This is a genomic window from Anoxybacillus sp. PDR2, assembly GCF_009834045.1.
Lineage (GTDB): Bacteria > Bacillota > Bacilli > Bacillales > Anoxybacillaceae > Anoxybacteroides > Anoxybacteroides rupiense.
Map to the genome: position 1 here is coordinate 1,471,362 of NZ_CP047158.1, position 13,577 is coordinate 1,484,938.

At 39.0% G+C, this 13,577-nt stretch carries 13 protein-coding genes; 9 read left to right on the plus strand and 4 right to left on the minus strand.

Features of this window, described 5'->3' with window-relative positions:
- Positions 1-7 precede the first annotated feature (7 nt).
- The gene (locus GRQ40_RS07145; protein ID WP_066147350.1) at positions 8-658 is read right to left on the minus strand and encodes a cupin domain-containing protein; all 651 of its coding nucleotides are present in this window, start codon (positions 656-658) and stop codon (positions 8-10) included.
- Positions 659-1,339: 681 nt separating this feature from the next.
- Here GRQ40_RS07145 and GRQ40_RS07150 point away from each other — a divergent pair.
- The 4 genes from GRQ40_RS07150 (at position 1,340) to GRQ40_RS07165 (ending at position 4,892) form a co-directional block, all read left to right on the plus strand.
- Complete coding sequence (locus tag GRQ40_RS07150; protein ID WP_066147352.1) at positions 1,340-2,062, plus strand: CAP domain-containing protein; 723 nt, start codon at positions 1,340-1,342, stop codon at positions 2,060-2,062.
- Between the two features lie 465 nt (positions 2,063-2,527).
- Entirely contained in the window at positions 2,528-3,403 is an 876-nt protein-coding gene (locus GRQ40_RS07155; RefSeq protein ID WP_066147354.1) for an ABC transporter ATP-binding protein, read from the plus strand.
- Between the two features lie 13 nt (positions 3,404-3,416).
- Entirely contained in the window at positions 3,417-4,214 is a 798-nt protein-coding gene (locus GRQ40_RS07160; RefSeq protein ID WP_066147356.1) for an ABC transporter permease subunit, read from the plus strand.
- A gap of 21 nt (positions 4,215-4,235) precedes the next feature.
- Positions 4,236-4,892, plus strand: a complete 657-nt coding sequence (locus tag GRQ40_RS07165) for a TetR/AcrR family transcriptional regulator (RefSeq protein WP_066147358.1) — start codon at positions 4,236-4,238, stop codon at positions 4,890-4,892.
- Between the two features lie 561 nt (positions 4,893-5,453).
- Here the strand turns inward: GRQ40_RS07165 and GRQ40_RS07170 are convergent.
- Entirely contained in the window at positions 5,454-5,894 is a 441-nt protein-coding gene (locus GRQ40_RS07170) for a hypothetical protein (protein WP_066147360.1), read from the minus strand.
- Between the two features lie 709 nt (positions 5,895-6,603).
- Here GRQ40_RS07170 and GRQ40_RS07175 point away from each other — a divergent pair.
- Positions 6,604-6,939, plus strand: coding sequence for a L,D-transpeptidase (locus GRQ40_RS07175; protein WP_044745311.1), 336 nt, complete (start codon positions 6,604-6,606; stop codon positions 6,937-6,939).
- A 402-nt stretch (positions 6,940-7,341) separates the two neighbouring features.
- On the opposite strand, the gene GRQ40_RS18955 is transcribed toward GRQ40_RS07175, so the two are convergent.
- Positions 7,342-7,548 carry a YjcZ family sporulation protein gene (locus GRQ40_RS18955; protein ID WP_080862658.1) on the minus strand — a complete coding sequence of 69 codons (207 nt, stop codon included), beginning with the start codon at positions 7,546-7,548 and terminating at the stop codon, positions 7,342-7,344.
- A 524-nt stretch (positions 7,549-8,072) separates the two neighbouring features.
- Here GRQ40_RS18955 and GRQ40_RS07185 point away from each other — a divergent pair.
- The 4 genes from GRQ40_RS07185 (at position 8,073) to GRQ40_RS07200 (ending at position 12,587) form a co-directional block, all read left to right on the plus strand.
- Positions 8,073-8,969 carry a YitT family protein gene (locus GRQ40_RS07185; protein WP_236546411.1) on the plus strand — a complete coding sequence of 299 codons (897 nt, stop codon included), beginning with the start codon at positions 8,073-8,075 and terminating at the stop codon, positions 8,967-8,969.
- Positions 8,970-9,323: 354 nt separating this feature from the next.
- Complete coding sequence (locus GRQ40_RS07190) at positions 9,324-10,973, plus strand: copper resistance protein CopC (RefSeq protein WP_159719625.1); 1,650 nt, start codon at positions 9,324-9,326, stop codon at positions 10,971-10,973.
- 17 nt (positions 10,974-10,990) lie between these two features.
- On the plus strand, positions 10,991-11,653 hold the full coding sequence (locus GRQ40_RS07195; RefSeq protein ID WP_066147365.1) for a YcnI family copper-binding membrane protein: 663 nt from the start codon (positions 10,991-10,993) through the stop codon (positions 11,651-11,653).
- A gap of 298 nt (positions 11,654-11,951) precedes the next feature.
- The gene (locus GRQ40_RS07200; RefSeq protein ID WP_066147366.1) at positions 11,952-12,587 is read left to right on the plus strand and encodes an FMN-dependent NADH-azoreductase; all 636 of its coding nucleotides are present in this window, start codon (positions 11,952-11,954) and stop codon (positions 12,585-12,587) included.
- Positions 12,588-12,689: 102 nt separating this feature from the next.
- Here the strand turns inward: GRQ40_RS07200 and GRQ40_RS07205 are convergent, their stop codons facing one another.
- Complete coding sequence (locus GRQ40_RS07205; protein ID WP_044745308.1) at positions 12,690-13,403, minus strand: polysaccharide deacetylase family protein; 714 nt, start codon at positions 13,401-13,403, stop codon at positions 12,690-12,692.
- Between the last annotated feature and the right edge of the window lie 174 nt (positions 13,404-13,577).

Here is a 13,577-nt window from a genome sequence, read left to right on the forward strand (position 1 = left end):
ATTCCTCCTATTGTCGAGAAGAGCCATTTTCTCTTAAGTACGACGGATATTGGGGAATATAAGAGATTGGCTGATGCTGGTACGGCTGCTGGTAAGGATAGGGATGAGATTGGTTTGCTGTCCCACGATGGCAATTTTTATATGGGCCGATATAGGTGGATGGTTGAACAGGTGCAATGGTCTGTTTCCATTGATTTTCGTCCATACAATAGGTATGGGCCATCATATAGGAAGGAGTAAGTTTTAGAATGTCGGAACCGAGAATCACTTCTGGAGTGGATGCATTAAAAATAGCGAGAAGATGAGTGCGGTCTACTGTAGCGATTTCATAATGCCACCATCCTTGAGGAATGTTGACCACCTGTCCGGGAGTAATCGAGTAGCTAAGAACTTTTTTTGTAAATGGATTCAGCATGGAAATGGTGACAGCGCCAGAAATGCAATAAACTAATTCGGCTGCGTTTTGATGATAGTGCGGTTCTACTACATGATCGGTGCTGAGAAAAATATCAAGAAGCGAAATATTTTCTAATGTATTTAATTGCTTGATGCCTAGCACATTAATATAATTGTTTTGGTCCAATTTAAACAATGGACTTTGGTTGACATCAAAGGCGTATTGAGCAGATGGAGACGTATAATCAACTGATGAAGTCATAATAGTGATTCTCCTCTTTGATTTGGTGTTCAGACTGTATAGGCATGTTATGCAGCCGTAGCTTGTTTGGTGTGCTTTGATGGCTGCTCGTTTTTGAAAAGTTGGTGGAATAAACACAAGAAGCTCGCTCTTAGATCATGAAAAATGAAAAGGAATATCTCAAGTAAGATACTCGTGTGCGAGATCCAATCCGTTAACTGATTGTCCATGCTATATACAGATGAATGGTATCTGTAAAAATTCACGGGTAGAAGTGAAGCTTTATCTGATTACATACGAATGTGAGGATCGAGTGATATCGGTCGCCGCTGCCTATCATGCTCAATGAACCCCTATATTTTACCAGTAAGAAAATTGTAAAATAAAAGGGATCGTTGTAATAAGCGTGTAAAAAATGTTAACGAACATCTTCTTCAAAAATATTGTCAAGACTTATTTTTACGGAAAATAATAAAAAGTGATTATGAATAAGGTATAGAAGGTTTTTATAGGAATGAAAGATATTTTTTTGAAACTCCTGTTGTTTCATGAACGATCCAAGATTTTTTTAATGAAAACATAGGTTTTTTTTGGAAAATAAAGCTGGAGATTTTTAGTTACCTTATTTATCCATAAATATTACAAAAAGTCCATGTTATCATGAAGATGCACGCAAGAGATGAGATTGAAGGAGGAGAAACGATGAATAAAAAAATCGTACTTTCACTTGCTGCATCTTTAGCGATTGCAGGAGTAACGTTTACGGCGAAGACGGAGGCGGCTGGGATGACTCCATGTCCAGCAGCTAACGGGAAAGAAGTTAAATATACTGTTCAAGTATCCAACTTTCAAGAAATTGAAAAATGGCTTCAAGGGAAAATTCCATTCACCTTATATAAAACAGAGAAGACAAAAGTGAATGCACCACAGCAGACAACTGTTAAAAAACCAGCCGCTTCTGGGCAAAATACTTCTGCAACTCCGTCGACACAAAATCAAAATACCAAGTCGACACAAAATCAAAATACTAAAACGACGGAAACGGGATTAAAGGCATATGAACAACAAGTAGTCGATTTAACCAATAAAGAGCGAGCAAAATATGGGCTACCGCCTTTACAAGTGGATTTAGCACTAAGCAAAGTGGCACGTGAAAAATCAAGAGATATGGCAGTCAATAATTATTTTTCACATACTAGCCCAACATATGGTTCTCCATTTGATATGATGAAAAAATTCGGTATCTCTTATACAGCAGCTGGGGAAAATATTGCGAAAGGTCAGCGTACCCCTCAGGAAGTTGTAACAGCTTGGATGAACAGTGAAGGGCATCGTGCCAATATTTTAAATAAAAATTACACTCATATCGGTGTCGGCTTTGAAGAAAATGGATATATCTGGACACAGCAATTTATCAAAAAATAAGGTGTGTGGATACGTCCTTAATAAAGAGCAGTATGATTCTTCATTTCTTTGCCGTACGTAGCCGGCAAGTCATATATTCATTGCACCCAGTGCCTATTCGAGGCACTGGGTATTTTTGTGTGTGCAATTTTCTAAACTAAGAAAAGTGGCAGTGAGCTGAATGAGGGACAACAGGGTAGATTATGTATTTTTTACTGAGAGAAATTGGATAGGAAGCAACGAACATTAGGCGTTTATCTTCTATGTGGAAGAAGACAATTTTATGGAATTTACTTGGATTAGAGTGAGATAAAAACAATGATATTTTTAATAAAGATGAATGATGTGCAGTTTTTGATATCGAACGGTTTTCAACCCATTCGTTTTTAAAATTTAAAAAACAAATGGACTCACCAGTCAATTTTCTATATAATGGTATTGACTAACCAGTCAATCTGTGCAAAGCCACCTAAAGGAGGCGGAAGAATGAACATTGTAGATGTCAAACATTTGACTAAAATGTATAAGAAGAACAGGGGAATTACCAACTTAACCTTTTCCATTGAAAAAGGGGAAATTTTTGGATTTATTGGACCGAATGGAGCAGGTAAGAGCACAACTATTCGAACGCTTTTAAATTTCCTCTATCCGACCAGCGGGAGTGCGACAATTTTCGGGAAAGATATTGTGAAACAATCAAAAGAAATTAGACAAAAGGTGGGTTACCTGCCATCCGAAGTTCATTTTTACGATGATATGAAAGTGGTTGATTTATTAAAATACTCCGCAGGCTTTTACAAAACATTCAACCCAAAAAGAATGAAAGAACTGGCAGAAAGACTCGATCTTGATCTCCATAAAAAAATGGAGGATCTTTCCTTTGGTAATCGAAAAAAAGTAGGGATTGTCCAAGCACTTTTGCATGAGCCAAAACTTTTGATCTTGGATGAACCGACAGGCGGACTCGATCCGCTTATGCAAAACACCTTTTTTGAACTTCTTAAAGAGGAAAGAGAAAAGGAAGCAACCATTATTTTTTCCTCTCATATTCTTTCTGAAGTGCAAAAGATGTGTGACCGGGTCGCTATTATTAAGGAAGGGCAGCTTGTGAAAGTCGAAACGATTGAACATCTTACGAAAAACAATTTAAAAAAGATTACCATTACATTTGAACAAGCGAATGCGATGGACTTCAATCTCGAAGGAATCGCGAAAAAAGAAATCAACGGCAGTGAAATGAAGCTGCTTTACAGCGGGGATATAAAGGCGCTTCTCCATCAGCTGAATACGATGCCGATTCAAAACTTGCTGATTGAAGAGCCGTCTCTTGAAGAAGTATTTATCCATTACTATGAGAAGTAAGGGAGGGATCGATATGATTTTTAAAAGGGAACTGAAACGAAATTTCAAGTCGTTGATGATTTGGAGCGTCGTCCTTAGTGGCCTCATTTTATTGACGTTAAGCATTTATCCGCAATTTGCTGAACAGCAAAATGAAATGAACAAGCTGCTAGAGGCTTATCCGGAGCCTATGAAAAAAGCGTTGGGAATGAATGAATTAAGCCTAGGAGATCTGATGGGGTTTTACGGGATCGAAATTTATATGATGACGACTCTTTTAGGAAGCATATATGTGGCTATTCTTGCCTCTAATATCCTAGCGAAGGAAGAAAATGAAAAGACGATCGAATTTTTGCTGTCAAAGCCGGTTACAAGAAACCGAATTGTGACCGAAAAACTTTTGGCTGTTTTCGTCAATATTTTGATCTTTAACGGAGTCATAACAATCATAAGTATGATCGGGTTTCAATTTGCAGATGATCCGGAAGTTCCGGCAGGCATCTTTAGCCTACTAATCGTTGCCACCATTTTGCTTCATTTGACATTTGCTGCTGTCGCGTTTATGTTGTCATCCATGTTGAAAAAAACAAGGAGCATTCTTTCCATTTCACTAGGAATTGTCCTAGCGGCTTATTTTATGAATGTGATGGCAGGGATTTCGGAGGACTTAGAGATTTTAAAATATTTCAGTCCGTTTAAATATGTAGACGCTGCCCAAATTATTCGTGATCATCAACTGGAGCCTCTTTATATGTTTATCATGGCCGCTGTTATTTTCATTAGTTTATTCGTTTCCTTTATGGTATATAGAAAGAAGGATATGGCAGTTTGATAAAACATTGAGGTGTTTAAATTGTATTCAGCATTTGAAAAGCAGCCACAGGAAAAAAGAGCTTTGATTATCAAGGTGGCTATTGAGGAATTTGTGAAGAATGGCTATGAAAAAGCTTCCACAGATGTTATTACGAGACGGGCGGGAATTTCCAAAGGACTTCTGTTTCATTATTTTAAAAGCAAGAAAAACTTATACCTTTATTTAGTCCATTATGTAAAGGATCTGCTTACGAAAGAAGTAACAGAAGCCTTCAAACAAGTTCAGGCTGATGATTTTTTTGAACGAGTGAAAGAAATAGTCCTATTGAAACGTAAAGTGATAGAGAAGTATCTTCAAGAAGCGTATTTTGCTATGAACGCGCTCACTCATCCGCCTGTTGCTGTAAAAAAGGAAATGGAAGAGATCATAAAGGAACACTACGAAACGTATCAGGAAGGCTTTATGTTGGAGCGTGTTTATATGAAAGACTTGATCCAAACGGAAAAACTGCGAGAGGATATTTCCGTCGATACCGTAGTAAAAATAACGATGCTTATTAGTGAACAGCTAGCTACGAAATACTTAACTCTATATAAAAATAAACCAATCGACATCGCTCATATCATGGATTCCTCCATCAAAGAACTGAATGAATATCTCGAAATTATAAAATATGGAATTTATAAACCAGGATAAACCTTACACTTTTTCCACTGGTTTTCGTTGCTCCGAGCGCGATTTTCAGCGTGTAGATAACATCTCTGGATCGACTGTCGAGGATCTCTTTCCATAAAAAAGATTAGGGCTTGTTACATGGCTATAGAAAAGAACAGCAGCTATGATGAAATAATGGCCTTTATTCACTAAAGAGCATGTTATTTACTAATTTCACACCATCCACCGAGAAGTTCCTCACCTCTAAGCGAAGTGGAGGTGGAGGGAGGTTTATAATTTATCGAAATGTATGTGAAACATAACTGAAAGGTGAAATAAAAATATGGTCGGAAGGCAAGTCTACAGGCTTGCCTTTTCGCCATGCATCCGCGTGGTGAACATTGGAACAACGCTGCTTTCTTTAGGAAGCCGCTGCTTTCAACTAACTGACCATGGACAAACGGCAAAAGCTCCATCATACAAATGTTACCATATCCAATTGCATGTAATAAATTAAATACTATGTAGGGATACCAGAAAATATAACATCATGTTGAAGTATGAAAAAAGAGGTGAGGTCCTTACTTTTGAAGGAGATGTAAATTACATGATTTTTTTTCTTAACGTACGGATGGAAACGTCATGTTCGCCGATGATTTCGTAGACAGATTTAAAGCTTTCTTGGAGGTTTTTCACTTCTTCGTTTGTTTCCATTACAGCTTGCTTCATTAATTTTTGTTCCTGTTCAACCCGATCTAATCGCTCTTCAACACGGCTTAAGCGTGTCTCAACTTGATCTAATCGCTCTTCAACATGACTTAATCTTGTTTCGACTTGATCTAATCGCTCTTCAACATGACTTAATCTTGCTTCAACTTGATCTAACCGTGTTTCCACTTGATCCAGCCGCTTTTCAACTCGGTTCAATCGGTCATCTATCTGTTTTAATTGTGTTCCGATATCATCTAATCGATCATGGACATTTTTTAGCTCATTGTCAATCGACGTCATTTTTTCTAAAATGAGGTCAAGCTTTTGTTCCATTTTTTCACTCCTTTCCAAAATCACTTTGTCTTTATTCTATTCGAATGAGACGGTTCTGACAAGTATGGATTCATGGATCAAGTGCAGTATTCAGTCAGCATACTTCTGTGTTGATGTAGGAGAAAAACTATGGAACGATAGAGAGATTCAAAAGCAATGAATGAACGTGTTGAAGAGCCTGTTTGTCTATTGCGATCGCTTTCACGACAAGGAAATTTTTTATGATTCGTTACCCGAAGCGCTCATTGGACATGGTATGCAAGGATGACGAATATGGCTCGCCTCCTCAATATTCGTTGCCTTTGACTAGGTAATAATCCACTTTTGACCGTGAGTTTTGATAGATACCATTTCTTTCATTGTCTGTATACGGCGCGAGGATCATACATAAGTGAATGGATTGGACAAGCGCCACAGGTTATTCTTCATAACAAACTTTTAGGTCTTCAAAAAGTGATTTCGGATTGTTCGATTGCTTGATCACCAAAAAACGTTCCCCTTTTCGCTTACCGAATCGGCCCAGAAGGCTTTTCCGATCCTCCTATCAAGCAGGAGAAGTCACTTTCTTTTGCGCTGAAGCTTCTTGGATTGAGTGGTAAAAAACTCCTCTCTCTTAACGGAGGGGAGATGGGCGAGGTTCATGAATGTCAAAAAATAAAAAAACTCATACACTGATACAAAATTCAAATTTTTATCTGGAGATGGTTGGATGGCGCGTTGGATCGATGTCTCGACAAGTAAACATCAATTAAAGCTTTACGATGGACAGCGGCTCATTAAGGTGTATCCCATTGCTGTTGGTAAAATGTTGACACCAACCCCTTCAGGAACGTATACGATCATTAATAAACAGCGTCATCCTGGAGGCGCTTTCGGGGCTATGTGGATGGGACTCTCTAAGCCACACTATGGAATACACGGAACGAATAACCCTTCCTCTATAGGAAAAAATGTATCCCATGGCTGCATTCGTATGCATAATCAAGATGTGGTGGAGTTAGCTGCACTTGTGCCAATCGGAACACCTGTCCATATTCATAAGTGAGAAGCCTGCTTTTTTATATAACGGTGATAAAGCAAAAAGCACAGAGATGTTTCGGATTGTTTTATTTTATGGTTCGCATTCTTTTTGGAGAGGCTCAGGCAAAATGACAGAGAACAGAAGCAAAACATCACAAGTGTTGAGGATCCATTATTTTACTAGAAACATGGAGTGATCTAGCTAGGAACCAAGCAATATCCATTAGTTTTTATCGGATAATCAACAAACTTATAAAAACAGGTTAAAATTACCTATCCATTTTTTGGACTTTTATTGTTAAGACGATGTGAAAGAAAACTTTCCTCCCATTATTCGAATGGAAAGAAGAGGGGGATATGAAAAGAAAGGGAGTTCCGTTTGGACGGAACTCCCAGCGGCAATGAAGGAGAGAGTGAAAACGGGCTGTTAATAGTTAATTAACGATGCACCAACGATAATTAATAAGATAAACAATACTACGATTAACACAAAGCCATTATTATAAGATCCGCCGTATTGAGACATGGAATTTCCTCCTTTCATCCGAAGGATACTATTAGTGTATGAAAAAGTTTGTATCATGTTTTGGACAAACATGGATTTTATTGAAATTTGATGAATGAAAACTATCATAAATCCAACTGAAAAATGGAATGAAAGAAGTATATGAAAAAATTTCTATACTCAAAAAAAGTCTTTCGTCACATATTCGTAGGACAAATACCTGCATAGCGCGTTTATGGTTCTGTGGAGAGAAGTTTTTCACCACCTAATCACCGAAAGAGGGGCATCACCTGCCATACAAGGAATAAATGTGGATGAATCAAGTTGTATCTAACAGAAGGGATAACCCGAGCCCCCTCAACTCTTGACGTCAGCATAGGGAGAGAATATCACAGTGCATGATATGCGTCATATTCATCGTTTTTTGATATAATAAAAACGAAGAAGAACTAACGTGCGAGTGATCTAATGTGAGAAAGAGATGGCCAGCTTGCCGATTTGCCCCTTCTCTTAGCGTAGGTTATATTTTCACTTATATAATGAAGCAATCCCATTTTATCTATATGTATGCTATCATTTAGCAAAACCAAACATTTTTATTTAGGAGGCATTGGATCATGAGCGCTGTTTATCAAGAATAAGGGGGAGTAATTTTGTCAGAAATCTTATCACAATCAGCTAAAGTATCAGTTCAACATCAACAATTATCTAAAACAAAAATCCTTAAAAGGGCGATCGGCATTTTTATTGGCGCTGTTGCAATGGCTGTGGGACTTGAGATCTTTTTAGTTCCCAATAAAGTCATCGATGGAGGCATAACAGGCATTTCCATTATGCTTTCCCACATTACAGGTTATCGCCTCGGTATTTTCATTTTCCTTTTAAACCTTCCATTCTTTTTTATGGGATATAAGCAAATCGGTAAAACCTTTGCTATTTCCACATTATTTGGAATTGCTGTTTTATCTGTTTTTACCTCTTTGTTTCACCCTGTTCCTGCTTTTACAGAAGATATTTTGTTGGCCACGATTTTCGGCGGCATGATTTTAGGCATGGGAGTAGGACTTGTTATTCGCTGTGGCGGTGCGTTAGATGGCACGGAAATATTGGCGATACTGATCAATAAAAAGATTCCTTTTTCCGTTGGCGAAATTATTATGTTTTTTAATATTTTTATCCTTGGTACGGCTGGATTCGTATATACTTGGGATCGCGCGATGTACTCGATTTTAGCCTATGTTATTGCCTTTAAAACCATTGATGTCGTGATTAAAGGATTAGATGAGTCGAAATCAGCCTGGATTATTAGTGATAATTCGGAAATGATCGGCAGCGCCATCATGAATCGACTTGGGCGCGGCGTTACCTATTTGAGCGGGGAAGGCGCATTTTCCGGAGATGATAAAAAAGTAGTGTTTTGTGTGATTACACGCCTTGAGGAGGCAAAGCTGAAAGAAATTGTAGAAGAAAATGATCCCAATGCTTTCTTGGCGATTGCCGATATTGCTGAAGTGCGCGGCGGACGTTTTAAGAAACGGGACATTCATTAATCCATACTTGTTTGTAGCTAGTTCAGCAGCCGTTGATAAAGACGGCTGCTGAAGCGGATATGCTTGTTATTCAACGTTTAGGCGAGAGGATGAAAGGCGAATCAAGGGCTAGTTTAACCCGTATACACGGGTTTATTTTTTTGCTCTCATAGCGGATATCATGTGAAAAAAGTGTCATACATCCTTCACACTTTTTTCACAGTGTTTATCTAATATAAATACATATCGAACTTTTCCGGGCGAAAAAGGAGAGTTTGTCCGACATGGGGGCTTTGATTAAAGCGGATACAGCTAGACATAGCCAAACGTGATCGATCAGAAAAACGGAAAGTACAGTCACAAGGAGGGAAATCGTTGCTTCGTTTGCACAAAGTACTGCTATGGGGATTGGTGGGTATATTCCTGCTCAACCTATTCCCTGGCCGCTCATTTGCCCATGCTTATATTGTTCGCTCCACGCCGTCAGAAAATGAAACATTGGCTCGCGCTCCGAGTATGATTCGCATCGAGTTTAATGAAGAAATTCAAGACCATTTTTACTCTTTGAAGCTAATCAATGAAGCAGGGCAATCGATTACATTAAACCAGGTACGGATTGATAAGAATCATCCAAAAATACTTGAAGCGAATTTGCCAAACGCTCTGTCGCAGGGAACGTATATGATCCAATGGAGGGTCGTTTCCAGCGATGGCCATCCGGTCAAGGGAACGATTCCGTTTCAAATTGGACAAGGAGGCAAAACGGAAACATCGATTTTGCCTAAAACCAAAAACTATTTGCCACAGCTGGATATGGTATGGATTCGCTGGCTGTTTTACGTAAGCTCATCTTTGTTTGTCGGAATGCTTTTTTTTAAACAAATAGTAGAGCCGAAGCAGGAGACTTTTTCTTTTTCATTCAGATATAATGCTTTGTATTGGCTCGCTTACATTGGAATGAGTCTTTCAATTTTACTGAGTCTGCCTTTACAAATTACAGTCGAAGCAGATGTACCATGGTCTAAAGCATGGAGCGTATCCTTCATAAAAAAAATGATTACGGATAGTTCATTTGGCTCTGTCTGGCTCATTCAGATCGCATGCCTTGGATTATTGCTGATAACGGGCTCTGCCATTACATATTTCCATCAGCGCCAAGAGAAGCGGCTTAAACGTTGGGTGTCTTTGTCATTCATTATCGGAATGGGGCTTTTGTTTACGAAATCGTTACTTGGACATACAGCAGCGTCTCCTCATCGCATGATTTCTGTATTGATAGATTTTCTGCATCTTCTTGCTGCCAGCCTTTGGCTGGGGAGCTTATGCATGATTGCCCTTATTTTGCCGCTAGAGCTATTGACGAAAAAGGAAAAAGATTGGCATCGGTATTGGGCCGCGATTAAAAGATTTTCTTACTGGGGGGCGATTTTTGCTTGTGGGGTCATGATGACGGGTGCATACATGAGCCTTCAACAAGTTCCGACCTTTTCTGCTCTTCTTTCGACCATGTACGGGAAGTTCTTGATGGGTAAAGTCATGTTATTGATGATGATGATGCTAGCTTCCATCCATATATGGGCGAGAAAGAAAGGAAGAAAATTAGGGCTTTCAATATGGGGAGAATGGGGGATCGGAATCATCGTGCTGCTTCTTGCTGCCGTTTTGACGAATCTCCCTCCCGCGACAGCGGCTCCGGGCCCTTTTCAGCAAACAAAAGAGGTTCACGGGTATACGATTGGCTTAAAAGTGACTCCCAATATATTAGGAACCAATCATTTTACGATCCATATTAAAAATCAAAAAGGGCAGCCGGTCCAGGATATTGAGCAAGTGACAGTCACACTTGCATCTAAGGAAATGGATATGGGAGAAAATGTTTTACAAGTTCGCGGAAATCAATCCGGCACTTATCAAATCCAAGGAATGATCAGTATGGCTGGCCGCTGGAACATTCATATTCATGCATTAACCACATCTTTACAAAGCATTGATGCAGATTTCGAATGTTTTGTGGGTAGTCAATAAAAGGAGGAAATGGATTTATGAAAAAAGCCGTTCTCAGAGTATCAAGACTGACTATTTTTGCTATGACCGCATTTTTATTATTTTCAGGAATAGCAAGTGCACATGTGACAGTGAAGCCCAATATTTCTGCACCGGGCTCTTGGGAAACGTATACCATAAAAATTCCTGTCGAAAAAGAGATACCGACAACAAAAGTCACGTTAAAAGTTCCAGAAGGAGCAGAGTTTGTATCCTATCAGCCTGCTAGTGGATGGAAGGTAATCACGGAGAAAGACGCATCTGGAAAAGTGAGAACAGTTACGTGGGAAGCAACAGGAGAGGGCCTTTTGCCAGGAGAGTTTCAGCAATTTTATTTTATGGCTAAAAACCCAGAACAGGAAGGAACATTAGCTTGGGATGCTTATCAATACTATAAAGATGGCTCTGTTGTCGAATGGACGGGGGATGAAAGCTCACAAACCCCTCATTCTGTAACTGAAATCAGTCAATCAGCCGCAGCTTCAGACAGCCACAGCTCTCATCATGGCCAGCAAGCTGTTACAGAGACAAAAAAAGAAAGTGACAAAGAAGAGACAGAAAACAAAAAAACGGAAGCAAACGGTGTGCAAACAGCTACCCTGATTGTCTCAATTCTTGCTCTCATTCTTTCCGTTGCTGCGTTTTTGAAAAAGAGAAAATAGGATAACATCCAGTCAAAAAGCACCTTTATCCAAGGTGCTTTTTTATCGCGATTGATAGGGTGTTATTTTGTTGGTGTGGAAGGGAAGCGAGAAAGGGTCATCAACAATGTTTTTCTCGAGCTCCTGAAAAAAATGATCGTTCATCGAGTGAAAAATGAATTTTTCGTTATACTAAAATATTGTGAGCAAATCATTTGAAATCCTATTTAAAATTTAATAAGATTACTTCGAATCAAAAATGTATTGATTCGAAATTTATAACCAAACAAAATTTACAACAAGAAAGGAAAGAATGAATATGGCAAAAGTCTTGTACATTACAGCCCATCCTTATGACCACACACAATCTTACAGCATGGCAGCTGGAAAGGCGTTTGTTGAGGCTTACAAGGAAGCTAATCCTGATCATGAAGTCGTTCATATTGACCTTTATAAAGAATACATTCCGCAAATTGATGGAGATGTATTGAACGGTTGGGATAAATTAAGAACAGGAACAGATTTTAGCGAGCTTTCTGCAGAAGAAAAAACGAAAGTAGGGCGTCTTTCAGAGCTATGCGAGCAATTTATTTCCGCTGATAAGTATGTGTTTGTCACACCGTTCTGGAATTTCTCATTCCCTCCGGTGATGAAAGCATATATTGATGCTGTTGCGATGGCAGGCAAAACCTTTAAATACACAGAGCAAGGCCCGGTTGGGTTATTAACAGATAAAAAAGCGCTACATATTCAGGCGAGCGGTGGTATTTATTCAGAAGGCCCAGCTGCTCAATTGGAAATGGGGCATCGTTATTTAAGCGTCATCATGCAATTTTTTGGCATTCCATCCTTTGAAGGGTTGTTTGTCGAAGGACACGCTGCGATGCCTGATAAAGCACAAGAGATTAAAGAAAATGCCATTGCGCGGGCAAAAGATTTAGCTCAAACATTTTAATTAAAAAGAGCCGATCAGGAATGGTCGGCTCTTTTTTCGTGCGCAATCAATGCTTTGCCAATCGTATTTCATACCTGAGGCGTTAATGGAGACTAACGCGCATTATTGATTTTCCAAGTTTTGCAGCTCATTTACCGTGACAAACTGATAGCCTTGCTTGGATAAAGAGGCTAATATACCTTTAATGGTTTGCAGCTCATGATCTGTATCATCGTACATTGGATGCAGTAAAATAATGGACCCCGGCTTTACGTGCTGGTTGACATAATTTACTTTATCGGAAACCGAAGAGTAGTATGTGTCAGGCTCAAGATTCCACATCACCGTTTGGATATGCTGCTCTTTTAAATAATAGGGCAGCCCGATGAGTTTTTTCCCGTTTGGAGGACGAAAATCGATTTCTCCTTTGTATCCGGTTTTGCGAATCCAATCGTTTGTTTGTTCAATTTCTTTTTGAATAAAAGAAGAAGACTTAAAAACCATACGTTGATGAGAATAAGTATGATTTCCAAGCTGATGTCCCGCCGCCACCATTTTTTTGCCAAGCTCTAAGTGTTTCTTTAATTCGTTTCCGATGACGAAAAAAGTGGCTTTTGCGTGATATTGCTCTAAAAGGGGCAATATCTTTTCCACATTTTCCGTAGGTCCATCATCGAAGGTAAGTGCCACTACCTTTTTTGTCGTATCGACATGGCTGATGAGATCTCCAAACAGCTGATATGTTCTTGAATTCATTAGCTTATATAGACCAGCTAATAAAAGGCATATTGAGATGAGACAAATGATTCCATATGTAATCATCCGTTTTTTGACCATTGATTGTCATCCTCTTTTATTTAATTAGTCAAATGGCTTGTTCTTGGACATTTTATCAGTTCGCACTTATTAATACAAGCTACATTTCATGTATATGCCGAGATCAAAGAAATGAATGCTTCTTTTGTGTACAAGGCAGTCCAAGAGAAATAAATGGATTTCTGAGGGAGAGGC

Coding starts and splice junctions, on each gene's coding strand:
- GRQ40_RS07145 (WP_066147350.1), bottom strand. CDS start 658: ATGACTTCATCAGTTGATTATACGTCTCCATCTGCTCAATACGCCTTT.
- GRQ40_RS07150 (WP_066147352.1), top strand. CDS start 1,340: ATGAATAAAAAAATCGTACTTTCACTTGCTGCATCTTTAGCGATTGCA.
- GRQ40_RS07155 (WP_066147354.1), top strand. CDS start 2,528: ATGAACATTGTAGATGTCAAACATTTGACTAAAATGTATAAGAAGAAC.
- GRQ40_RS07160 (WP_066147356.1), top strand. CDS start 3,417: ATGATTTTTAAAAGGGAACTGAAACGAAATTTCAAGTCGTTGATGATT.
- GRQ40_RS07170 (WP_066147360.1), bottom strand. CDS start 5,894: ATGGAACAAAAGCTTGACCTCATTTTAGAAAAAATGACGTCGATTGAC.
- GRQ40_RS07175 (WP_044745311.1), top strand. CDS start 6,604: ATGGCGCGTTGGATCGATGTCTCGACAAGTAAACATCAATTAAAGCTT.
- GRQ40_RS18955 (WP_080862658.1), bottom strand. CDS start 7,548: ATGATAGTTTTCATTCATCAAATTTCAATAAAATCCATGTTTGTCCAA.
- GRQ40_RS07195 (WP_066147365.1), top strand. CDS start 10,991: ATGAAAAAAGCCGTTCTCAGAGTATCAAGACTGACTATTTTTGCTATG.
- GRQ40_RS07200 (WP_066147366.1), top strand. CDS start 11,952: ATGGCAAAAGTCTTGTACATTACAGCCCATCCTTATGACCACACACAA.
- GRQ40_RS07205 (WP_044745308.1), bottom strand. CDS start 13,403: ATGGTCAAAAAACGGATGATTACATATGGAATCATTTGTCTCATCTCA.